The sequence below is a fragment of the Flavobacterium omnivorum genome, assembly GCF_900099915.1.
Lineage (GTDB): Bacteria > Bacteroidota > Bacteroidia > Flavobacteriales > Flavobacteriaceae > Flavobacterium > Flavobacterium omnivorum.
This window is the reverse complement of sequence record NZ_FNDB01000011.1, coordinates 1-24925: the sequence shown is the minus strand read 5'-3', so window position 1 is coordinate 24925 and position 24925 is coordinate 1. Positions and strand designations below refer to the sequence as shown.

Sequence of the window (24925 nt, the reverse complement as noted above, 5' to 3'; positions counted from 1 at the left end):
TTGCCAAAAATAGGCTTGAAAAACTAATCCGACTTTAGACCGTAATTTAAATTGCCATTTTCCAAAAAACATTAATAAAATATATTTTATTTCAACGCTGCCATTTATGTTAATAAAATCATAATAAAATTCACAATTCCTTAACATAAAACACTATAAAAGTTATAAATTTGCGCAACTTCAGTAAAATAAAAATTAAAAATTAAGCTTTATTGCCTGAAAGTAACCCCAAACTAACCAAATAAAATTACCCTATGAAAAAAATCTACTCGACATTATTACTTCTCGTTGTAACAGCGGCGATAGCTCAAATACCAAGCGGCTATTACGCCACTTCGACAGGAACTGGCTACACCCTAAAAACACAATTATACAACATTATCAAAGGACATACTGACCCAGGATATGCAGGATTGTATACCACGTATCAAACATCAGATAGGGATTATTACTATGAAAATGACGGTACAATTTTAGATATGTATTCTGAAAAGCCAACAGGAACAGATCCTTACTCGTATGGTGCAGGAACAACACAAAGATGCGGTACTTATAGCGTAGAAGGCGATTGTTACAATAGAGAACATATTATTCCGCAATCTACTTTCAATTCCGCTGCACCAATGGTTTCTGATGCACATTTCATAACACCAACCGATGGAAAAGTAAACGGACAGCGTTCCAATTACCCTCATGGACCAGTGACTTCTCCTACTTGGACCTCCTTAAACGGAAGCAAGCTTGGCGCAAGTACGATCTCTGGATATACGGGCCCTATTTTTGAACCTATTAACGATTTTAAAGGAGATATTGCACGGATGTACTTTTATTTTGCAACCCGTTATGAAAATACTGTTGCAGGATACTCTTATGCTATGTTTAATAACTCAAGTAACCAAGTATTTACTACAGCATTTTTAAATTTACTTATTTCTTGGCACAATCAAGATCCAGTTAGCGCGAGAGAAATAGCACGCAACAATGCTATATATGCAATCCAAAAAAATAGGAATCCATATATTGATCATCCTGAATACGTTCAAGCAGTATGGAATCCAACAGCTGATACACAAGCTCCAACTGCTCCAGCGAACCTAGTATCCACTACAAAAACAACGAACTCCATTTCATTAAGTTGGTCGGGATCAACGGACAACACTGCTGTAACTGGCTATAATGTTTATATGAACAGCGCTTTAAAAGCAACTGTAACTGGACTTTCCACTACTATTACAGGATTAACTGCTTCAACAACTTACGATTTCACTGTAAAGGCTAAAGATGCTGCCGGAAATATTTCTGTTTCAAGTAACACTCTGAACGTTACAACAACTGCAAGCGGTTCTACTGCAACCGATTTATTATTTTCAGAATATATTGAAGGTTCCTCAAACAATAAAGCATTAGAAATTTCAAATGCAACTGGCGCAGCAATCAACTTATCGATTTATAGCATCAAAAAACAAACCAATGGTTCCGGTTCATGGAGCACTAGACTATCTTTATCAGGAACGTTGAATACCGGAAATAAATTCACTATTGTAAATAGTTTAATGGCCTCCAGTTGTTATCCTACAAGTTCAGCTAATCTTTCTACATCAGCAACTGAGATCGCTTTTAATGGAAATGACCCTATCGGTTTATTCAAAAATGGCGTATTAATTGACATCATTGGAACTTTTAACGGTGGAACGGCAAATTTTTCAGTAGATGAAACTATCAGAAGAAAAGCAACCGTTACCGCTCCTACGACTACTTTCAATAAAACAACCCAATGGGATTCTTACGCTTCAGATACGTGTAACAATTTAGGAAGTCGTAAGATTGAAAAAACACCAAAAACCAGTGAGGCTTTAGATATAAATGATATTGCTATCTATCCAAATCCATCCAATGGAACTTTCTCTGTCAATAATTCGAATAAAATGTATTCTATTGAAATTTATTCTATCATTGGTCAGAAAATTTACAGCGAAGAAAATAGCAATAAATCAGAAATTACGTTGCCAAATAGTGTAAAAGGAACGTACTTGGTCCGAGTGACTATCGACTCAAATTCAGTCATAAAGAAATTAATAATCAACTAATTAGGAAAGCGGCAAATTGCCGCTTTTTTTTTGCTCCAAATTTAATCTTAATTGACTAAATTTGCACCGCAATACAACAAACTACATAACAATGATCCATTTCTTTGAAAACCAAAGCAAGACTGTTTATGCCGTACATACGCAAAACGCATTGAGCAAAGTCGAAATGTCGGCTCAAGACATTTCAAAACTTAACTGGCTTTTTGCCGATTCAAATAAAATAGAAAAATCCGTACTGACGGATTTTTTTGTTGGTCCTCGCGCCACAATGATAACGCCTTGGAGTACCAATGCCGTAGAAATCACTCAAAATATGGGGATTTCCGGAATTATCAGAATCGAAGAATTTCACAAAGCTACTGCTGACTTTTTTGATTTTGATCCAATGCTTTCGCAAAAATACAGCGAACTAAATCAAGATATTTTCACTATCAACGTACTTCCGGAAGCTATTTTGGACATTGATGATATTGCTGCTTACAACAAACAAGAAGGATTGTCTTTAAGTCCTGAAGAAGTAGAATATTTAGACAATTTAGCGATTAAATTAGGACGAAAACTAACAGATTCTGAGATTTTTGGTTTCTCGCAAGCCAATTCAGAACACTGTCGTCACAAGATTTTCAACGGAAAATTTATCATTGACGGGGAAGAAAAAGAATCTTCATTATTCAAATTAATCAAGAAAACATCTCAGGAAAACCCGAACGATATTGTTTCGGCTTATAAAGATAACGTTGCTTTTGTAAAAGGGCCACGAGTACAACAGTTTGCACCTAAAAGTGCTGATAAACCTGATTTTTATGAAGTAAAAGAATTTGATTCAGTTATTTCATTAAAAGCAGAAACACATAATTTCCCAACAACAGTAGAGCCTTTCAACGGAGCTGCAACGGGTTCTGGTGGAGAAATTCGGGACCGTTTAGCAGGTGGACAAGGTTCTTTGCCAATGGCAGGAACGGCAGTTTACATGACTTCATACTCTCGCTTAGCCGAAAATAGACCGTGGGAAAACGGTATGACCGAAAGAAAATGGTTGTATCAAACGCCAATGGATATTTTGATCAAAGCGTCAAATGGAGCTTCTGATTTTGGGAATAAATTTGGACAACCATTGATTACAGGTTCTATTCTGACTTTCGAACACGAAGAAGACGCACGCAAACTAGGTTTCGACAAAGTGATTATGCAAGCTGGTGGAATTGGGTACGGAAAATTAGACCAAGCGATTAAGAAAAAACCACAAACAGGGGACAAAATTGTGATCCTTGGTGGTGAAAATTATAGAATTGGAATGGGTGGAGCTGCAGTTTCTTCAGCAGATACAGGAGCTTTCAGTTCAGGAATTGAATTGAATGCGATTCAACGTTCGAACCCAGAAATGCAAAAACGTGCTGCCAATGCCATTCGTGGTTTAGTAGAAAGTGACATCAATCCAATTGTTTCGATTCACGATCACGGAGCTGGTGGACATTTGAACTGCCTTTCAGAATTGGTGGAAGAAACGGGCGGATTAATTGATTTAGATAAATTGCCTGTGGGAGATCCTACCCTTTCGGCAAAAGAAATAATTGGTAACGAATCTCAAGAAAGAATGGGATTGGTTATCGCCAAAGAAAACATCGATTTATTGCAAAAAATTGCAGACCGTGAGCGTTCCCCAATGTATCAAGTAGGAGACGTAACCGGAGATCACCGTTTTACTTTTCAATCGAAATCAACTGGTGCTAAACCAATGGATTTTGCTTTGGAAGACTTTTTTGGAAGTTCTCCAAAAGTGGTCATGACAGACAAAACTATCGAAAGAAACTACAGCGATTTAAGTTACGACCAGAAAAACATTTCAACCTACTTAGAACAAGTACTTCAACTGGAAGCTGTAGCTTGTAAAGACTGGTTGACCAATAAAGTAGACCGTTGTGTGGGTGGTAAAGTGGCCAAACAACAATGTGCTGGACCCTTGCAATTGCCATTGAACAATTGTGGTGTAATGGCCTTGGATTACCAAGGAATAGAAGGAATTGCAACTTCAATTGGGCACTCTCCTATTGCTTCATTAATTGATCCGGTGGCAGGAACCAGAACTGCTATTGCTGAATCTTTATCAAACATTGTTTGGGCACCACTAAAAGACGGATTAAAGGGAATTTCACTTTCAGCAAACTGGATGTGGGCGTGTAAAAACGAAGGAGAAGACGCTCGTTTATACGCTGCAGTGGAAGCCTGTTCTGATTTCGCAATCGAATTGGGAATCAATATTCCAACCGGAAAAGATTCACTATCCATGAAACAAAAATATCCAAATGACGAAGTAATCGCACCGGGAACGGTAATCATTTCAGCAGGTGGAAATTGTACGGATATTAGAAAAGTAGTAGAGCCTGTTTTACAGAAAGAGGGCGGTTCTATTTATTACATTAATTTGTCACAAGATGATTTCAAATTAGGCGGTTCTTCGTTTGCGCAAACGTTAAATACTATTGGAAAAGAAGTGCCAACGATTAAGGATGCTGCATTTTTCAAAAGAGCGTTCAATACGATTCAAGAATTAATTTTAGAAAACAATATCCTTGCAGGACATGACATTGGAAGTGGCGGTTTGATCACGACTTTATTAGAAATGTGTTTTGCAGATGTGAATTTGGGAGCAAAAATAGATTTCTCTGCATTCGAAGAAAAAGATTTGGTTAAAATCCTATTTTCTGAAAATATTGGAATTGTCATTCAAGCGAAATCAGATACTGAATTGGAATCCAAATTAAAAGAAAATAATGTTTCTTTCTATAAAATAGGAATCTCCTCCCCAGCCCTCCCAGAAGGAGAGGGAGCCAAACTGGAAGTAATCAGTTCTTCTCATGAAATTTTGACTTTCGACATCGCTAAATACAGAGATATTTGGTTCAAAACTTCGTTTTTATTAGACCAAAAACAATCGAAGAACGGAACGGCTCAAGCGCGTTTTGACAATTACAAAAACCAAGCGTTACACTATACTTTCCCTGCACATTTTACAGGAAAAAAACCAGTTATCGACGCTTCTCTAGCAAGACCCAAAGCAGCTATTATTCGTGAAAAAGGAAGTAACTCGGAGCGTGAAATGGCCAATGCGATGCACTTAGCCGGTTTTGATGTCAAAGATGTTCACATGACAGATTTGATTTCAGGTCGTGAAAATTTGGAAGACATTCAGTTCATTGGAGCTGTTGGTGGATTTTCTAATTCAGATGTTTTAGGTTCTGCCAAAGGTTGGGCCGGAGCATTTTTATACAATGAAAAAGCCAAAACAGCTTTAGATAATTTCTTCAAAAGAGAAGACACATTATCTGTTGGAATCTGTAATGGTTGTCAATTGTTCATGGAATTAGAAGTGATTAATCCAGAGCATGAAGTACACGGAAAAATGCTGCACAACGAAAGTCATAAACACGAAAGTATTTTTACATCAGTGACAGTACAGGAAAACAATTCGGTGATGCTTTCTTCATTAGCAGGAAGTACATTAGGAGTTTGGGTTTCGCACGGAGAAGGAAAATTCAACTTGCCAATGGGCGAAGAAAATTATAATATTGTTTCTAAATATGCCTATGAAGGCTATCCTGCTAATCCAAACGGGTCCGATTATAACACAGCGATGTTGTGTGATAAAACAGGCCGCCATTTAGTGATGATGCCACATATTGAGCGTTCTACATTTCAATGGAACTGGGCACATTATCCAAAAGATAGAAACGATGAAGTTTCGCCTTGGCATGAAGCCTTTGTCAATGCCAGAAAATGGATGGAAAAAAAATAATTTTTATTAAAATACCAAAAGCGCGCTCTTTCGAGAGCGCTTTTTTTGTGGGATACTATTTAAATATTTAATGCGAGATAAACAATCTTACCTTGAAAAACAGGAAACGCATAAGAGGACAAGAAGCTATTTTTAAAAAGCTCTGTTGTATTTTGCAACACTAGGCGTTCAGTATAGCACTAGTTTTTCGGGAAATTTGAAAAAAAGTCCTACGGAGTCCTATAATTCAAAATGGACAACCATAAAACTGTGTCAAATCAAACCGTCAATGTATCAACAATCGCGGAAACAGGTCGGATTGCAATCGTGTTTTCAATGGTAGGCCCAGCCACCCAAACTGTTTTGTAAGTCACTTCGGTAGCTGCTTTGGTAACGGCATTTGATCCTAAAAGATAGCGAATCATTTTTACCCATTTTTTCAGACTTTTATTCTTGCTCAAAGTCCTTTCAATCCAAGATTGCTTCGTTCCTACTTTTTGAACGTAAGGTGTATTGATCACTGTGCAAGGCGTACCAGATATTTTCTCCGTTAGAACAATATCTTTAGCACCATAATCGACGCAAGCTTGTTTATACTCTTCAGAAACGCCTGATTCGATTGAGGCTATAAATGGACTACCCACAGATACGCCAACTGCACCATAATGTAACATTGTATCTAAATCCGCTTTAGTACTCACGCCACCTGCAGAAATAACGGGCAATGTTGTGTTCACATCCAACTCTTTTATTAAATCTTCTGGCGAATGATCCCCTCTGTGTCCTCCAGCCAAATTATTGACTGCAATCAGAGCATCGGCACCTAAACTTTCAACTTTTTTGGCAAAAGCCAAATCGGTAACGTCACAAAAAACTTTTATTCCTACTTTATGGGCGGCATTAATAGTTTCTTCGGGTGATCCTAAAGAAGTGATTATAAAATCTACTTTCTCGGCGCATAAAACAGCTAATTGGTCTTTGTATTTTATATTTGATTTATTGACAATCAAATTATATCCAAAACTTCCTCCGGGAACTTTAGCAGCTCTAAGCTCCAGAATTGAAGCGCGTAATTCCTCTAAGGTTCTGTAGTTTAGGGCCGGTATACAACCCGCCACACCTACTTTCATTCCTTCAATTACCATTTTAGTATTCGAAACTAAAAACATTGGGGCCATTATAAGCGGTCTATGAATGTTTAAAAGAGAGGTTAACGTGGGCTTTATCATTACTTTAAGTTTTAATTGAAACAAATATAAGTAAACATACTATGCATGCCTACTATTTACAGTTATATCATTCCAATGACGAACATACTAATTCACAAATATGAAACAGGTTTTGTTTTAAAAAAAGATTCGAAGCTATTTTATACTAGTAAAAACACTTAATAATTCTCATACCAATTGAATTTTTCTTTAACTATATTGTCCTTTTCTTTATGCATATAATCCAAGAGCGCAGCAGCAACTGGACCATGTTTTTTTCCTTTCAGCCATATTAAACTCCAAGTTGTTTTAATTGGCAACCCTTTAAAAGGAATCATTTGCAGTTCCTGACTGGATAACTCATTTTTGATTCCAATTAAAGGCATAATAGAACATCCTAATCCTGCGATCACCGCTTGCTTGACTGCTTCATTAGAAGTAAGTTCCATTTTTTTTTGAATAACAACAGCATTTCGCTCGATAAAACGTTCCATTGTTTGGCGCGTACCAGACCCTTTTTCCCTGTAAATTAGCGGAATTTCTTTGAATATCTCATTTAGATCTGTAGCATCTTTAAAGTCTGTTTTAGAGTCACTGACCAAATATAATTTATTTTGAAGCAAATCTAATTTTTCAATATTTAAGGTTGTAGGTAAAACAGACACCAAGGCAAAATCTACTTCGTTTTTTTCCAAACTACTAATTACTCCACTTTTATTGGTTACGTCCATTTGCAATTCGATGCCGGAATGTTCTTTAATAAAATCTGCTAGGAAGAACGGCATGATATATTTACCTGTCGAAACAATAGAAATTTTTAATCGTCCAGTTAATTGCCCCTTGTACGCCATCGTTTTAAAATTAATGGCCTCGACTTGATTTATTATTTTTTCTGCTACCTCAGCAATTTCGTTTCCAAAATCGGTAACATACAATCTTCTGCCTACCACCTCGGTTAAGGGAATGTCAAATTGATCTTGAAAATTTTTGAGTTGAATAGATACCGCAGGTTGTGTTAAGTGCAACTCTTCGGACGCTTTTGTGACACTCTGCGTTTTGACAACCTTTAAAAATATCTGAAGCTGATGTAAAGTATAATTCATAAATTTATTTAATGATTACTATTGCAAATATAAATAAAAATTTATGAATAAAAACACTCAAATTTGCTGTTATATAAGTAGCACCTCTTTTAGTAAACAAAAAAGAGTTTAAGTACGAGTATTTGTGAAATGAAAAACAAGAAAATTATAAAACAGGAATTGCCGCATACAGTCGTGCGCTGGAATTTGCTCTATACCATTTACTTTTCTAATATTTTGAATTAGTAACTAAATAATAGGATTTTAAAGATGCATATAGGTGCTTATGAAATTCGCTTAACTTTTTGATAAATTAGAAGTTAAGCGAAGTAATTCCACTTCAAAAAGCAGAACAACCTTAAAATTACAAATAATAAAATAAAAAATATTAGTACAGCTAATTCCACCGAAAAAATGAAACTAACAAAACCAACTTTTAAAATAATCCTATGGACTGCTGTTTTAATTTCAGCTTTAGTAATCACCATACTAATAGACGACTTACTTTCTACACAATTTTCATATTCGAAAAATATTATTGCCCTGTAATTTTATGATCAATTCTATCCTTTAACAACAAATAAATCCCACAATAAAACATGAAACTAACACGATCTTTTTTGACGCTAATGCTCTGGACTGTGATTTTGATTATAGCTACACTGAGCACCATTCAGCTTGACGATTTAATATTAAGCGAATTATCTTACGCAGTAATTTTAATTGCACTATTAAATCTTATCCGTTTACCATCATATAACACTATCAAACCAATTTTTACAAATGGAAAAAATACAAAAAATTCAATTGACTAAAGGGCCATTCACTAACCAAGAAGCCAAAGAAGTTTTATTCAATCTGATAAACACAAAAATTAATTTTCATAATCTTAAAAACTTTAGTTCTGATATACGATCAGGTAAAGCTGACCAAGTGGGTTTAAAAAGAGTACTAGAACTAACGGAAGCCAAAACAACTATAGATCAGATTATAAGTTACGCTAATAAAGAAAATCTAAAAATAAAAATAGATACTGATATCATGATTACAATTGAATAACAAATGTTCACACAAAGAAAGTTACTCATTGCTACTATGCATGAGAAAGAAAAAGTAATAGCTCCCCTTTTTGAAAAAGAACTAGGCGTCCACTGTTTTGTTATTCCAGACTTTGATTCGGATGTGCTTGGAACATTCTCTGGCGAAATAGAACGCAAGGACGATCCAATTACAACACTTAAAAATAAATGTTTAATGGCCTTGGCTCTCACAGATTGCGACATGGTAATCGCTAGCGAAGGTTCCTTTGGACCTCATCCCTCCCTTTTTTTTGCTCACGCCAATGATGAAATAGTGCTATTCCTTGATAAAAAAAACAAGTTAGAAATTATTGCCCGAGAACTGAGTCTAGAGACAAACTTTAATGGTGCTGAGATTAAAAATGAGTTACAATTAAGGGAATTTGCTGAAAAAGTAAATTTTCCTTCTCATGGTTTAATTGTAAAAAAAACAAAGGAAGATTGTACTGAAGTTGAAAAAGGAATTACAGATTGGGATACCCTCAACATCATTTTTCAAAAATTCATACAGCAATTTGGCATGACATACGTTGAAACGGACATGCGGGCAATGTATAACCCAACCCGAATGAAAGTGATTGAGAAGGCTATCAAAAAACTCCTTGCAAAAATACAATCCTGTTGCCCAACATGCTTTACACCAGGATTTGGAATTACCGATGCGAAACCAGGTTTACCCTGCAATTTATGCCACGGTCCTACTCGATCAACTTTAAGCTACATTTACACCTGTCAGAAATGCTCTTTTACTAAAGAAGATAAATTTCCAAATAAAAAATTAACTGAAGATCCCATGTATTGTGATTTTTGCAACCCTTAACAAATTATGATTAGTAATGCTATTGAACTCGCTGTAGAACTTTTAAAAAAGGAGGATATCATTGGTTTTCCTACAGAAACGGTTTACGGTTTAGCAGGAAATATTTATAGTGAGAAAGCAATTGAAACTATTTACCGCACGAAGCAAAGACCGTCGTTTAATCCTTTGATCGTACACATTAAACAAATAGAGGATTTAAATAAAGTAGCCATAGAAATACCTGAATCTGCTAAAATTTTGGCCAAACTATTTTGGCCTGGACCATTAACCCTTTTACTAAAAAAGCATGCTTCGGTCCCAGATCGCATAACTGCTGGAAAACCAACAGTTGCCGTTAGAATCCCAAATCATCCTGTTGCATTATCCCTTTTGCACCAACTCGATTTTCCTTTAGCAGCACCTAGCGCAAACCCATTTAGTTCTATTAGTCCAACTTCAGCGGAACATGTTGAGAACTATTTTGGAGACAAACTGCCGATGGTTTTAGATGGCGGTGTATGTAAAGCAGGAATAGAGTCAACAATTGTTGGCTTTCATGACGATGAAATAATTATTTATCGTTTGGGAGCCATCTCAAAAGAAGAAATTGAAAAAATTGTAGGACCAGTATCTCTTTTAAACAAAAACGAAAACGCTCCTGAAGCACCTGGTATGTTGTCAAGACATTATGCTCCTAAATCGACTTTATTTTTAACAACCAATGTTGTAGAGCAGGTTAAGTTGTTTCCAAATAAAAAAATTGGATTATTACTTTTTAAACAACCAGAAAAAGAGCAAGATGTTGCATGCCAAATTATTCTTTCTCCTTCCGGCAATTTACAAGAAGCAACTTCAAAATTATATGCTTCACTGCATGAATTAGACAGCATGCAAATCGACATTATCCTTGCTGAACGATTCCCTGATAATGACCTAGGAAGAACAATTAATGATCGATTGGAAAGAGCTTCCAAAAACAAATAACAATGAGGATTTTAATCAAAAATGCGACCGTAGTCAATGAAGGTCTAATGAAAATTACTGATGTTTTGATTGTTGGAGAACGTATCGAAACCATTTCAAATAACATTACAGATAATGAAGCACATATCATAGAAGCAGAAGGGTTATATCTTTTGCCTGGTATCATTGATGATCAAGTTCATTTTAGAGAACCGGGGCTTACCAACAAAGCAACGATTTACTCAGAATCTAAAGCAGCAGCAGCGGGAGGCATTACGTCTTATATGGAAATGCCAAACACGATACCAAATACCTTAACCCAACAATTACTGGAAGATAAATACTCCATTGCTTCTCAGACTTCCTTAGTCAACTATTCCTTTTTTATGGGAATTAATAAAGATAATTTAGAAGAAGCCCTGAAAACGAACACTGAAAATGTCTGCGGTATTACTGATGATGGACTTTATTTTAATAATGATGAAGGCATTTTGGCAAATTATCCCGATTTTTTAGAAAAACTCTTTTCGAGATCAGAGACACTTATTGCCCTGCATAGTGAAGATGACGCGATCATCAAAAGAAATACAGAATGGTACCGGAAACAATATGGTGCAGATATTCCTTTTGATTGTCATCCCAAAATAAGAAGCGAGGAAGCGTGTGTGACCGCTACAAAACGAGTATTGCAAATTGCCCGAGAACACAACAATAGGCTGCACTTCTTTCATATTTCTACTTTGGCAGAAGCCAATTTATTTGACAATGTAACTCCAATAAATGAAAAGCGAATCACAGCGGAGGCCTGCGTTCATCACCTTTGGTTTTCAGATCAAGATTATCAAAAATTAGGTTCTAGAATAAAATGGAATCCCGCTATAAAAACAGAACAAGATAAAAATGGTCTTTTACAATCGCTATTAGAAAACAGGTTAGACATCATTGCAACCGATCATGCACCTCATACTCTCAAAGAAAAGTCAGGCACCTATATTGAGGCTATGTCTGGAGGACCATTAGTGCAACACGCTTTGCCTGTAATGCTTGAATTGTTTCACCAAGGAAAGATTAGCTTGGAAAAAATTGTAGAAAAAATGTGCCACAATGTTGCTCTTATTTACAAAATCAAAGAAAGAGGATACATTCGCGAAGGCTATTTTGCTGATTTAGTTCTAGTAGACATCAATAAACCTTGGACAGTAACTCCAAATAATATTCTTTACAAATGCAAGTGGTCGCCTTTTGAAAATCAAGTATTTAAAAGTAAAATTATACAAACAATAGTCAACGGAACAATTGTATTTAATGACGGAGCCTTTAATGAATCGAAAACTGGAATGAGATTAAAGTTTTCTAAAATCCGATAGCGTTTTAAATATCTAAGTAGCATTAAACCCATAAAAATTAAAAGTAGTAACAAAATCCAACGAATCAAAAAATATGAACCTTAATTTATTAATTGAAAATCTAACAAATCCAGCATTACTCTTTTTTGTACTCGGAATCATAGCAGTATATTTAAAAAGTGATTTGGAAATACCACCCAATTCCTCTAAATTTATTTCTCTTTACCTACTTTTCTCCATAGGATTTAAAGGGGGTCAAGAATTGTCACATGAAGTATTCACGAGCGAAATTGTTTGGTCCATGCTATTTGGAATTTTTATCTCCTCTACAATTCCATTATATACTTTTTTCATTCTTAAACGAAAATTGAGTGTTTTTGATTCTGGCGCTATTGCTGCAGCTTATGGCTCCGTTAGTGCAGTTACTTTTGTCACGGCAGTTTCGTTTTTGGAGTCCCAGCAGCTAACGCTTCATGGTCACATGGTTGCCATTATGGCTTTAATGGAATCCCCTGCTATTATTATAGGGCTCGTTTTAATATCTTTTTTTAATAAAGATAAAACAACCACGATCGAAAAAAGTACCGTCATCAAACATTCTTTAACAAACGGAAGTGTGTTGCTTATCCTCGGTAGTTTGGTAATTGGTTTCTTAGCTAGCGAAAAACAAGCCCAAGGAATTGAACCCTTTACTAATGATCTATTTAAAGGATTTCTGGCTATATTTCTATTAGATATGGGAATAACAAGTGGTCGAAAACTCAAATCATTCTTTTCCTTTGGATGGTTCCCCTTCCTTTTTGCGATTCTGATTCCTTTATTCAATGGCTGCCTATTTGCCGTACTAAGTTCGTTGGTGACAACGGACATAACCAATCGCTTTATTTTTGCAGTACTAGCCGCAAGTGCCTCGTATATTGCTGTTCCCGCCGCAATGAAAATTACTGTTCCTAAAGCAAACCCAGGACTCTTTTTACCTATGGCGCTGGCGGTAACTTTTCCAATAAATATCACGATCGGATTGCCTTTGTATTTTCTTATTGTCCAAAATTTTTAAACCATTTATAGTATTATTCCTGTTCAAGTTATGATGGTTTTACTAATTTTAGAATACGAAACGTTTTTACATTTAAAATCAACTCATTACGCCTGAAATTAAGAAAACGATTTCGTGGATTTTCAATAATCCATGAAAGTTTTACGATATAAATTCTGATTTACTAATTTTATTCTTATTTTTTTTTTAATTTGCATCCAAATCCAATATTTTTATAATGACAAATATCACTCGCCTCTTTGATTTCCCTTATTATCAGCAAGAAAAGTACAATTCTATTCCAGATGCTTTAGTAAGCAAGCAGAATGGTGAATGGATAAAAACATCTACACAAGAATATATTGCCAAAGCCAATGCTGTTTCGCGAGCACTATTAAGAATGGGAGTGCAAAAGGGTGATAAAATTGCAATCATCTCCTCTAATAATAGAACGGAATGGAATATTATGGATATTGGCGTTTTGCAAATAGGAGCCCAAAACGTTCCTATTTACCCAACAATTTCTGAAGAAGATTATGAGTATATCCTTAATCATTCCGAATCTGTTTATTGCTTCGTGTCGGATGCAGAAGTACTTCGAAAAGTAAATTTGATTAAGGACAAAGTGCCTTCTCTTAAAGATGTCTACTCATTCAATGAAATTGAAGGGTGTAAAAACTGGAATGATTTATTGATTCTAGGCGTTGATACAGGAAATCAAGATACCGTTGAAGAGCGAAAAAATAATGTAAAAACCGAAGATTTAGCAACCATTATCTATACCTCTGGAACAACAGGTAGGCCCAAAGGAGTCATGCTTTCTCATAAAAATATTGTATCAAATGTTTTGAATAGTGCGATTAGAATCCCATTTGAAGCGGGGAGAAGTCGTGCTTTGAGTTTCCTTCCTATTTGTCATATTTTTGAGAGAATGATTTTGTACTTATACCAATATTATGGCGTTTCAGTATACTTTGGAGAATCAATTGACAAGATTAGCGATAATTTAAAAGAAGTAAAACCAACAGTTATCACGGCAGTTCCTAGGCTTTTGGAAAAAGTGTACGATAAAATTTATGCTAAAGGAAGTGAATTAACTGGCATCAAGAAGAAACTCTTCTTTTGGGCGATTGACTTAGGTTTAATCTATGAGCCGTATGGTAAAAATGGGATGTGGTATGAGTTCCAACTCAAAATTGCACGAAAACTGATTTTTAGTAAATGGAAAGAAGGCTTGGGTGGAAACCTTGATTTAATGGTTTCTGGAAGCGCAGCGCTGCAACCCAGATTAGCACGTATTTTTGCTGCGGCTGAAATCCCAGTTATGGAAGGATATGGTTTGACCGAAACTTCTCCCGTAATCTCCGTTAACGATCTAAGAAATCATGGTTTTAGAGTAGGAACAGTTGGGAAAGTTATTGATAATGTAGAAGTCTTAATAGCGGAAGATGGTGAAATTCTTTGTAAAGGTCCAAACGTTATGATGGGCTATTTTAAAGACGAAAAATTAACTAATGAAGTCATTACAGATGGTTATTTTCACACGGGAGACATTGGAATATTTGACCAAGATGGTTTTTTAAAAATCACGGATCGCAAAAAAGAAATGTTCAAAACTTCTGGAGGAAAATACATTGCGCCACAACTAATTGAAAATACAATGAAGCAATCTCGTTTTATTGAACAAATCATGGTGATTGGTGATGGACAAAAAATGCCCGCTGCATTTATTCAACCTAGTTTTGATTTTATCAAAGAATGGGCTGTTATTCACGGAATCAATATTGGAAAAAGCAATGAAGAAATAATTGTAAACGAAAAAGTAATTGAGCGCATCCAACTTGAAGTGGATAAGTTGAATGAAAAGTTTGGGAATTGGGAAAAAATAAAACGTTTTGAACTGACCCCAGATTTATGGTCTATAGAAGGCGGACAATTGACTCCAACACTAAAATTGAAACGAAAAATTGTAATGGAGAAATACATCGATTTATTTCACAAAATCTACAACTAGTAAACATAAAATCGTTCAGTTATGAAACTAAAAGTCCTGATTTTCGCCGCAATAAGTATGCTGTTGCTTTCTAATTGTGAGCAAAAGCCAAAGGAGGATTCTATCAAAGCAAATTATTTAGATTTCTCCAAACGGGACGACCAACTCACAGGTGGAATTAAAATGATCCCGATAAAAACACCAAAAGGGACTTTTAAGGTTTGGACGAAAACTGTGGGCAATAATCCAAAAATAAAAGTGCTGCTTTTACACGGCGGTCCTGGATTGACTCATGAATTGTACGAAGCTTTTGACGGCTATTTCCCCAACGAAAGTATTGAATACATTTACTACGACCAACTGGGTTCGTATTACAGCGATCAACCCAACGACAACAGTTTGTGGACTAACGAACGTTTTGTAGAGGAAGTGGAGCAAGTACGCATCGCATTAGGATTAGACAGTTCTAATTTTTACCTGATGGGACAATCTTGGGGCGGCATTCTAGCTATGGAATACGCGTTGAAATACCAAAAAAACTTAAAAGGCTTGATTATTTCCAACATGATGGCAAGTGCTCCAGAATATAATGCGTACGCCAAAAATGTTCTAGCTCCACAAATGGATCCTAAAATCCTAAAACAATTACAGGATATGGAGAAAAACAATGATTTTGATAATCCAAAATACAGCGAATTACTCTTTGAATACTATTACACCGAACATGTTTTGAGAATGCCACAAGCGCAATGGCCTGAATCCATAACCCGATGTTTCAAGCACATTAATCCTAACGTATACGTGTACATGCAAGGCCATAGTGAATTTGGTATCACTGGAAATGCGACTCTTAAAAATTGGGATATCAAAGACAAACTAAAAACGCTTACCGTTCCTACCTTGAGTATTGGTTCTAAATACGACACCATGGATCCAGAGCATATGAAATGGATTGCCAATGAAGTCCAAAACGGACGTTTCTTGTTTTGCCCTAACGGAAGCCATCTTTCGCAATACGATGACCCAAAAACCTATTTTCCAGGCGTGATTAAATTCTTGAAAGATGTGGATAGTGGAGACTTTAGGAAATCTTAAGAACAATACATATTACAAAAAACCACGAATTTGCGTTCATGGTTTTTTAATTTTAGGTGGAAAATGATAAAAACACAAGGCAATAAACCTGCTATCTTCAACCAAATATAAAATAATTACCAATAAATAATTATTGGTAAAATTGTTCTGTGATGTAGAACACAGTGTCGATAAAATACAAATTATTTTGAAAAGTCAATATGTTCTCGTCGTGTAAATCTTCAAGAATGATTCCTAAATCCGGATTAAAGTAATCGTTATTTCTTGTGTTTTCAAACCCATTTTCATCCAAAAAACTTTTTACATTTTCTAGTACTGTATTTTGATCTGATTTTATAAAAGGTTGCTCGACTACAGCATACAAAACTTCTTCCGATTCATAAAACCCTACTAATTGATACGCTGTGTCTGGAAAGAAATAATTATTTAACAGCAGATTATTGAAGTAATCCTCTCATGATAAATAACAAATAGAATCATTGAGTTTAAAAACCTGAAACTCATTGTGAAGATAAACCTTTTGCTCTGCACCGCTGGAAACAAAAGCAGTAATATCAATCTCGGTGTTCCAAAAATTATTTTGGTCGCAAAATTGCCTTATATTCTTTGCTTCTTCAGTTTTGATTTGCTTGCTCTCTTTAGCCTCGCTACTTGAGCTCTTGCCTCTTCTAAGGTAACGGGCGATTGCTTGGATAGCATCTCCATGCCTAACTTGGCTCTTTCCTGAAATGATATTTTGTAGTTCATGTTTCATGAAATTTTATATGGCAAAGATAACGAATTTTTATTACTACTGTTCAATGCGCTTATTGTACAAAATAAACCTGGTTTCTCAACTAGATATGTTTTGAAATTTCAAGAATTGGATATTTTTGTCCTAACGGAAGCCACCTTTCGCAACACGATGACCTAAAAACTATTTCCCGGGCGTGATCAAGTTCTTGAAAGATGTGGATAACGGGGAGTTTAGGAAGTTATAAAAGACTATTGTAAATTGAAAACCATGAATATCCTTCATGGTTTTCTTGTGTAAATAGCTGGATAACAGTTATAAAAGTCATTCCGACAAAGAGCTGTACAACAAAGACTTTCCTTTTTAAAATAATAAAAACCAATTAGCGGCTGTAATTATTTTTATTCCAAAATAGTAAATGCTACTAAAAGACAATTACATCATACTTGATCTTCATAATGCAGTGCATTATCGAAATATGAACCCATAATTTATTTTGGCAACAAATGACTCTCTCTCCAAATTTCAGCGCTCGAGTCAACAAAACTATTGGTCCCCGACATAGCTGCTTTATAAATCAAACCCATAATCTATAGTGTTATACTACACTAGCTTTAATTTCCTCACAAATCAAATTGCGTAAGGGATGGAAGTGGCATCCTTTTATGAATTCCTGATCCCGAAGCTTCGGGATTGGGAATTCATAAAAGATACAACGGATAGCCCGACCCGCAGGGATACGCCCAAAAAATATTAATTACTCTTAAAAACGAGCATAATCTCCTGTATTTCAGCGGGAATTTTTTATATTTAATACTTTTTAACAAAAAAATAATTGAATATATTATGCGTGCATAGTATTTTTTATTATATTTGAAAACGATATAGTTACTTATGAAAGATAAAACAATAGATTATATTCTACGTGCCACATGGCAAGCCGTTTCTAGAATGTACAACGAGGAAGCTTCTAAATATGGGGCAACCATGGCTACCGGGTTTGCTTTATTAAGCATGGATAAGGAAAAAGGAACCCCTTCTACTTCATTGGGTCCAAAAATGGGAATGGAAGCTACTAGCCTCACTAGAACCCTGAAATCTATGGAGGAAAAAGGCCTAATCATCAGAAAAAAAAATCCTGAAGATGGCCGTGGTGTATTGATTTACTTGACCGAATTTGGTAAAGAAAAAAGAGAATTATCAAAAAATACCGTATTAAAATTCAATGATGCCGTCAAACAATCTATTCCAGAAGAAAAACTAATGCATTTTATAGAGGTGGCTGACATCATAAATGAATTAATTCTAGACAAAAATATTTTTAATCGCACAACCGTCAGCGAACTGACGGATCAATCTGAAAAGATAGAAAATGAAATCTCTAAGATTGTCAGTAATTCTTAAAAATCAGGCTGTCTTTTTCTAACAAAAAAACAAATATAAACTAAGTATGAAACGCACAATTAAAAAAGTTGCAGTGATAGGATCCGGAATTATGGGTTCAGGAATTGCGTGCCATTTTGCCAACATTGGAGTTGAAGTTTTACTATTGGACATTGTTCCAAGAGAACTTACGGAAGCAGAAGCTAAAAAAGGACTGACTTTGGAAAGCAAAATAGTAAGAAACCGATTAGTGAATGAGCATTTAGCCAATTCTCTAAAATCGAAGCCCTCTCCTATTTACAGTCAGCAATTTGCAAGCAGAATCACAACTGGAAATACTACTGACGACATGGCGAAAATCGCTACTGTGGATTGGATTATTGAGGTTGTTGTGGAACGTTTGGACATCAAGAAAATGGTTTTTGAACAAATTGAGAAATTTAGAAAACCGGGAACTTTAGTAACTTCAAATACGTCTGGAATTCCAATTCACTTTATGAGCGAAGGAAGAAGTGAGGATTTCCAAAAGCATTTTTGTGGGACACACTTTTTTAACCCTGCGCGCTATTTAAAATTATTCGAAATCATTCCTGGCCCACAAACTGCAACTGAAGTTTTGGATTTCCTTACAGATTATGGTTCACGATTTTTAGGAAAAACTTCGGTTGTTGCCAAAGATACTCCGGCATTTATTGGAAACCGAATCGGGATTTACGGGATTCAAAGTTTGTTCCATTTAGTAAAAGAAATGGAATTAACGATTGAAGAAGTCGATAAATTAACTGGTCCAGTTATTGGTCGTCCAAAATCGGCTACTTTCAGAACGGTTGACGTAGTTGGATTGGATACTTTGGTACACGTTGCCAACGGAATCTACGAAAACTGCCCGAATGACGAACAACACGATTTGTTTAAATTACCAGATTTCGTCAATAAAATGATGGAAAACAAATGGTTGGGTAGCAAAACAGGCCAAGGTTTTTACAAAAAAGTAGACAAGGATATTCTCTCTTTAGATTTAGATACTTTAGAATACCGTCCAGCTAAAAAAGCGTCTTTTGCCACTTTAGAACTAACAAAAACGATAGATAAACCAATTGATCGTTTCAAGGTTTTGGTAAAAGGAAAAGACAAAGCGGGAGAATTTTACAGAAAAAGTTTTTCTGGAATGTTTGCTTATGTTTCCAATAGAATTCCTGAAATCTCAGATGAATTATATAAAATTGACGATGCAATGAAAGCCGGTTTTGGATGGGAAAACGGCCCTTTCGAAATTTGGGATGCCATTGGTGTTGAAAAAGGAATCGAAATCATGAAAGCAGAAGGTCTTGAACCAGCAGCTTGGGTAACTGAGATGCTAGCTTCTGGAAGTTCTAGTTTTTATTCTATAAAAGAAGGAGCTACATTTTTTTATAATATCCCTTCGAAGTCACAAAACAAAGTGCCAGGTCAGGATTCCTTTATAATCCTGAATAACATTCGCGAAAGCAAAAAAGTGTGGAGTAATAGCGGAGCGATTATACAAGATTTAGGAGACGGAATCTTGAATTTAGAGTTCCAATCCAAAATGAATACGATTGGTGGCGATGTTTTGGCCGCAATCAACAAAGCAATCGATCTATCTGAAAAGGAATATCAAGGTCTTGTTATTGGAAACCAAGCAGCAAATTTCTCTGTTGGAGCTAACATTGGTATGATCTTTATGATGGCCGTGGAGCAAGAATATGACGAATTGAACATGGCTATCAAAATGTTCCAAGACACAATGATGCGAGTGCGTTACTCTGGAATTCCAGTAGTGGTTGCGCCTCACGGAATGACTTTTGGTGGTGGTTGCGAAATGAGTTTACATGCTGATAAAGTTGTTGCTGCAGCGGAAACCTATATGGGATTAGTGGAATTTGGTGTTGGAGTAATTCCAGGTGGTGGAGGTTCGAAAGAACTAGCATTGCGTGCTTCTGATTTATTTCACAAAAATGATGTGGAGCTGAATGTATTGCAAGAGTATTTCTTGACTATTGCTATGGCAAAAGTATCTACATCTGGTTACGAAGCATTTGACACTGGATTGTTACAACACGGTAAAGATATTATTGTAGTGAACAAAGACCGTCAGATTGCTGAAGCTAAGAAACATGCGTTGATTATGGCTGAAGCAGGTTACACACAACCTATTCACAGAACGGACGTTAAGGTATTAGGAAAACAAGCATTGGGAATGTTCTTAGTAGGAACGGACCAAATGGAAGCTGGAAAATACATATCTGAACACGATAAGAAAATCGCCAATAAACTGGCTTATGTCATGGCTGGTGGTGATTTATCTGAGGCAACATTGGTAAGTGAACAATATCTATTGGATCTGGAACGTGAAGCTTTCTTGTCACTTTGTACAGAAAGAAAAACACTAGAAAGAATCCAGTTTATGTTAACCAAAGGGAAACCTTTACGTAATTAATTATTTTAAATTATAAATGTTGAATTTTAAATGTCTCGAAATATTTATCTCAACCTATAATTTAAAATTTATAATTCAAAATTCAAAATAAAATTATGAAAACAGCCTATATAGTAAAAGCATACAGAACAGCCGTGGGGAAAGCCCCAAAAGGGGTATTCAGATTTAAAAGACCTGATGAGTTAGCAGCAGAAACCATCGAATTTATGATGAATGAATTGCCAGATTTTGACAAAACTCGTATTGATGATGTTATGGTAGGAAATGCCATGCCGGAAGCAGAACAAGGATTGAACATAGGACGTTTAATCTCTTTGATGGGATTAAAAATTGAAGACGTTCCTGGTGTAACCGTAAACAGATACTGTGCTTCTGGATTAGAAACAATTGGTATGGCAACAGCTAAAATACAATCAGGAATGGCACATTGTATTATTGCAGGTGGTGCTGAAAGTATGAGTTTCATTCCAATGGGAGGGTACAAACCAACTCCGGATTATGCTGTTGCAAAAGCAGGAAACGAGGACTACTACTGGGGAATGGGTTTAACAGCCGAAGCAGTTGCACAACAATATAATGTTTCCAGAGAAGACCAAGATGAGTTTGCTTACAACTCTCATATGAAAGCATTGAAAGCGCAAGTTGATGGTAAATTTGACAAACAAATTGTTCCTATCACGGTAGAACAAACGTTTATCAATGAAAATGGTAAAAAAGAAACGAAGTCATACGTGGTAAACAAAGATGAAGGACCAAGAGCAGGAACTTCCAAAGAAGCGTTGGCAGGTTTAAGACCTGTTTTTGAAGCTGGTGGAAGCGTAACAGCTGGTAACTCTTCACAAATGAGTGATGGTGCTGCTTTTGTACTTGTAATGAGCGAAGAAATGGTAAAAGAATTGAATCTTGAACCTATCGCAAGATTAGTAAACTTTGCTTCTGCAGGAGTTGAACCGAGAATAATGGGAATAGGTCCTGTAAAAGCAATACCAAAAGCGTTGAAACAAGCGGGATTATCTCTAAATGATATCGGTTTAATTGAATTAAACGAAGCTTTTGCCTCACAGTCACTTGCGGTTATCCGTGAATTAGGATTAAATCCAGATATCGTGAACGTTAATGGTGGTGCAATCGCCATGGGACACCCACTAGGATGTACTGGAGCTAAATTGTCAGTTCAATTATTCGACGAAATGAAACGTCGTGGTGACAAATACGGTATTGTTAGCATGTGTGTAGGAACCGGTCAAGGAAGTGCTGGGGTTTATGAACTCCTTTAATTTATTTTAAATGATGAATTCTAAATTTTAAGTGAGATGAAAGAAAATATAATCGCTACAAAAACATTTGATTTTGCACTGAGTATAGTAAATCTTTTCATCTCCTTAAAAAAGGAAAATGAATTCATTATTTCTAAACAAATAGTAAGGTCAGCAACAAGCATTGGCGCAAATGTCGAGGAAGCTATTGCTGCCCAATCTAGAAAAGATTTTGTTCACAAAATGGCAATTGCCTCTAAAGAAGCGAGAGAAACCAAATATTGGTTGCGTTTATTGGACAAATCTAATCTAACAACAATTTCGATGACCAATTATTTAATTGAAATTGAGCATCTAATAAACATAATAACAAAAATTATTAAAACTTCTCAGGAAGCGAATACAAAATAATTTAAAATTTATAATTCAAAATTTAAAATAACAAAGTCATGAGCGACGTAACTAGAGGAGGACAATTCCTTGTAAAAGAAACAAAGTGTGAAGATATCTTCACTCCTGAAGACTTCAATGAAGAACAATTAATGATGCGTGACTCTGTAAAAGAGTTCGTAGACAAAGAATTATGGCCTAATAAAGACCGTTTTGAGAAGAAAGATTACGCTTTAACTGAGGAAACAATGCGTAAGGCTGGAGACTTAGGTTTTTTAAGCGTAGCTGTACCTGAAGCTTACGGCGGAATGGGAATGGGATTTGTAAACACAGTTTTAGTGTGTGATTATATCTCCGGAGCAACAGGGTCATTCTCGACTGCTTTTGGAGCACATACTGGAATTGGTACAATGCCAATTACTTTATACGGTAGTGAAGAGCAAAAACAAAAATACGTACCTAAATTAGCTTCAGGTGAGTGGTTTGGTGCTTACTGTTTAACTGAGCCAGGAGCTGGATCAGATGCTAACTCAGGGAAAACAAAAGCTGTTTTATCTGAAGACGGCAAAACATATTCTATTACAGGTCAAAAAATGTGGATCTCGAATGCAGGTTTCTGTAGCGTTTTCATCGTTTTTGCTCGTATTGGAGACGATAAAAATATCACTGGATTCATTGTAGAAAATACTGCTGATAACGGTATTTCAATGGGTGAAGAAGAACATAAATTAGGAATTCGTGCTTCTTCCACACGTCAAGTTTTCTTTAATGAAACAAAAATTCCTGCTGAGAACATGTTATCTGAACGAGGAAACGGATTCAAAATTGCAATGAATGCTTTAAATGTTGGACGTATCAAACTAGCTGCTGCTTGTTTGGATGCACAACGCAGAGTAATTACAAATGCTACTTCTTACGCAAACGAAAGAATGCAATTTAACACTGCTATTTCACAATTTGGAGCGATCCGTTCTAAATTAGCAGATATGGCAACTAGCTGTTATGCTGGTGAAAGTGCTACTTATAGAGCTGCAAAAGATATTGAAAACAGAATTACAGCTCGTGAAGCTGAAGGATCTACACATCAAGATGCTGAATTAAAAGGGGTTGAAGAATATGCAATTGAATGTTCTATCCTTAAAGTTGCCGTATCTGAAGATGTTCAAAATTGTGCCGATGAAGGTATCCAAATCTATGGTGGAATGGGATTCTCTGAAGATACTCCTATGGAAAGTGCTTGGAGAGATGCTCGTATTGCTCGTATCTATGAAGGTACAAATGAAATCAACAGAATGCTATCTGTAGGAATGTTGATTAAAAAAGCAATGAAAGGCCATGTTGATTTATTAGGTCCTGCTACTAAAGTTGGTGAGGAATTAATGGGTATTCCTTCTTTCGAAACTCCAGATTACTCTGAGTTATTTGCAGAAGAAAAAGAAATGGTTGGAAAATTGAAGAAAGCTTTTTTAATGGTTGCTGGTAGTGCAGTTCAAAAATTCGGAACTGACTTAGACTCTCACCAACAAATTTTAATGGCTGCTTCAGATATGTTGATCGAAATTTACATGGCTGAAAGTACAATCCTTAGAACTGAGAAATTAGTTAAAAGAGAAGGTGAAGCCAAAGTGCAAGAGCAAATTGCAATGGCAAAATTATACTTGTATCAAGCAGTGGACATTGTCACACAAAAAGGAAAAGAAAGTGTAATCTCTTTTGCTGAAGGTGATGAACAACGCATGATGCTAATGGGCTTAAGACGTTTCACTAAATATGCCAATATGCCAAATATTGTTGGATTAAGAGAAACAATCACATCAAAATTAGTAGCTGAAAACGCATATTGCTTCTAATTTAAAGATCGTTTTTAGATTTTTTATTTGTCTAGAAAACCGCAACTGTTATAAACAGTGCGGTTTTTTTATTGCTCTACTGTCCCGTCCTGAAATAGCGATACACAAAAAGTATCCTAATGGAAAAACATGAAGAAACACGCTATGTGAAGCGGACTCAAAAAGATTATTCAATGTCTTTTAAATTACAAATTGTTCAAGAAATTGAACGAGGACAACTTACAGTTACAGAATCCACAAAGACTTATGGCATTCAAAATAGATCAACTGTTGTTAAATGGCTTAGAAAATTCGGTAACTTTGATTGGGAAAACCAAACACCATTTACTATGTCAAAGTCGCCAGAACAAAAGATAATGGAACTTGAAGCCAAAGTAAAACTTCTAGAGAAACAG

General features: G+C 35.8%; 16 protein-coding genes and 2 pseudogenes. 15 read left to right on the top strand and 3 right to left on the bottom strand.

Annotation, left to right across the window (positions count from 1 at the left end; genetic code table 11):
- Positions 1 to 254: 254 nt before the first annotated feature.
- Both BLS90_RS11185 and purL read left to right on the top strand, forming a co-directional pair.
- Entirely contained in the window at positions 255 to 2087 is a 1833-nt protein-coding gene (locus BLS90_RS11185; protein WP_091257730.1) for an endonuclease, read from the top strand.
- A 91-nt stretch (positions 2088 to 2178) separates the two neighbouring features.
- Positions 2179 to 5880, top strand: a complete 3702-nt coding sequence (gene purL, locus BLS90_RS11180) for a phosphoribosylformylglycinamidine synthase (RefSeq protein ID WP_091257728.1) — start codon at positions 2179 to 2181, stop codon at positions 5878 to 5880.
- Between the two features lie 257 nt (positions 5881 to 6137).
- On the opposite strand, the gene BLS90_RS11175 is transcribed toward purL, so the two are convergent.
- Together BLS90_RS11175 and BLS90_RS11170 are read right to left on the bottom strand one after the other, a co-directional pair.
- Positions 6138 to 7088, bottom strand: coding sequence for an NAD(P)H-dependent flavin oxidoreductase (locus BLS90_RS11175; protein ID WP_091257725.1), 951 nt, complete (start codon positions 7086 to 7088; stop codon positions 6138 to 6140).
- Positions 7089 to 7246: 158 nt separating this feature from the next.
- A complete protein-coding gene (locus tag BLS90_RS11170; protein WP_091257723.1) occupies positions 7247 to 8170 on the bottom strand; it encodes a LysR family transcriptional regulator in 924 nt (307 codons plus the stop codon).
- Positions 8171 to 8932: 762 nt separating this feature from the next.
- Between BLS90_RS11170 and BLS90_RS11160 the strand changes: the two genes are divergently transcribed.
- From BLS90_RS11160 to BLS90_RS11130, 7 genes are all read left to right on the top strand, one after another.
- Positions 8933 to 9208, top strand: a complete 276-nt coding sequence (locus BLS90_RS11160; RefSeq protein ID WP_091257720.1) for a hypothetical protein — start codon at positions 8933 to 8935, stop codon at positions 9206 to 9208.
- Between the two features lie 3 nt (positions 9209 to 9211).
- A complete protein-coding gene (locus BLS90_RS11155) occupies positions 9212 to 10048 on the top strand; it encodes a DUF6671 family protein (protein WP_091257718.1) in 837 nt (278 codons plus the stop codon).
- Positions 10049 to 10054: 6 nt separating this feature from the next.
- A complete protein-coding gene (locus BLS90_RS11150) occupies positions 10055 to 11011 on the top strand; it encodes an L-threonylcarbamoyladenylate synthase (protein ID WP_091257716.1) in 957 nt (318 codons plus the stop codon).
- Positions 11012 to 11013: 2 nt separating this feature from the next.
- Positions 11014 to 12357: a dihydroorotase gene (locus BLS90_RS11145; protein ID WP_091257714.1), complete on the top strand. Its 1344-nt coding sequence runs from the start codon at positions 11014 to 11016 to the stop codon at positions 12355 to 12357.
- Between the two features lie 73 nt (positions 12358 to 12430).
- Positions 12431 to 13393 (top strand): sodium-dependent bicarbonate transport family permease, encoded by a 963-nt coding sequence (locus tag BLS90_RS11140; protein WP_091257712.1) that lies wholly within the window; start codon positions 12431 to 12433, stop codon positions 13391 to 13393.
- A 217-nt stretch (positions 13394 to 13610) separates the two neighbouring features.
- Complete coding sequence (locus tag BLS90_RS11135) at positions 13611 to 15386, top strand: AMP-dependent synthetase/ligase (RefSeq protein ID WP_091257711.1); 1776 nt, start codon at positions 13611 to 13613, stop codon at positions 15384 to 15386.
- Positions 15387 to 15407: 21 nt separating this feature from the next.
- Complete coding sequence (locus tag BLS90_RS11130) at positions 15408 to 16460, top strand: proline iminopeptidase-family hydrolase (protein ID WP_091257709.1); 1053 nt, start codon at positions 15408 to 15410, stop codon at positions 16458 to 16460.
- A 130-nt stretch (positions 16461 to 16590) separates the two neighbouring features.
- Here the strand turns inward: BLS90_RS11130 and BLS90_RS11125 are convergent.
- Positions 16591 to 17214 (bottom strand): annotated as a pseudogene (locus BLS90_RS11125) (putative polyvalent protein kinase domain-containing protein).
- 873 nt (positions 17215 to 18087) lie between these two features.
- Here BLS90_RS11125 and BLS90_RS11120 point away from each other — a divergent pair.
- The 6 genes and pseudogenes from BLS90_RS11120 to BLS90_RS11095 form a co-directional block, all read left to right on the top strand.
- Positions 18088 to 18597, top strand: coding sequence for a MarR family winged helix-turn-helix transcriptional regulator (locus BLS90_RS11120; protein WP_091257707.1), 510 nt, complete (start codon positions 18088 to 18090; stop codon positions 18595 to 18597).
- Positions 18598 to 18643: 46 nt separating this feature from the next.
- A complete protein-coding gene (locus BLS90_RS11115; protein WP_091257705.1) occupies positions 18644 to 21034 on the top strand; it encodes a 3-hydroxyacyl-CoA dehydrogenase/enoyl-CoA hydratase family protein in 2391 nt (796 codons plus the stop codon).
- 95 nt (positions 21035 to 21129) lie between these two features.
- Positions 21130 to 22311: an acetyl-CoA C-acyltransferase gene (locus tag BLS90_RS11110; RefSeq protein ID WP_091257703.1), complete on the top strand. Its 1182-nt coding sequence runs from the start codon at positions 21130 to 21132 to the stop codon at positions 22309 to 22311.
- Positions 22312 to 22347: 36 nt separating this feature from the next.
- A complete protein-coding gene (locus BLS90_RS11105; protein WP_091257698.1) occupies positions 22348 to 22701 on the top strand; it encodes a four helix bundle protein in 354 nt (117 codons plus the stop codon).
- A 38-nt stretch (positions 22702 to 22739) separates the two neighbouring features.
- Entirely contained in the window at positions 22740 to 24530 is a 1791-nt protein-coding gene (locus tag BLS90_RS11100; RefSeq protein WP_091257696.1) for an acyl-CoA dehydrogenase family protein, read from the top strand.
- Positions 24531 to 24649: 119 nt separating this feature from the next.
- Positions 24650 to 24925: pseudogene (locus tag BLS90_RS11095) on the top strand (helix-turn-helix domain-containing protein); the annotation flags it as partial.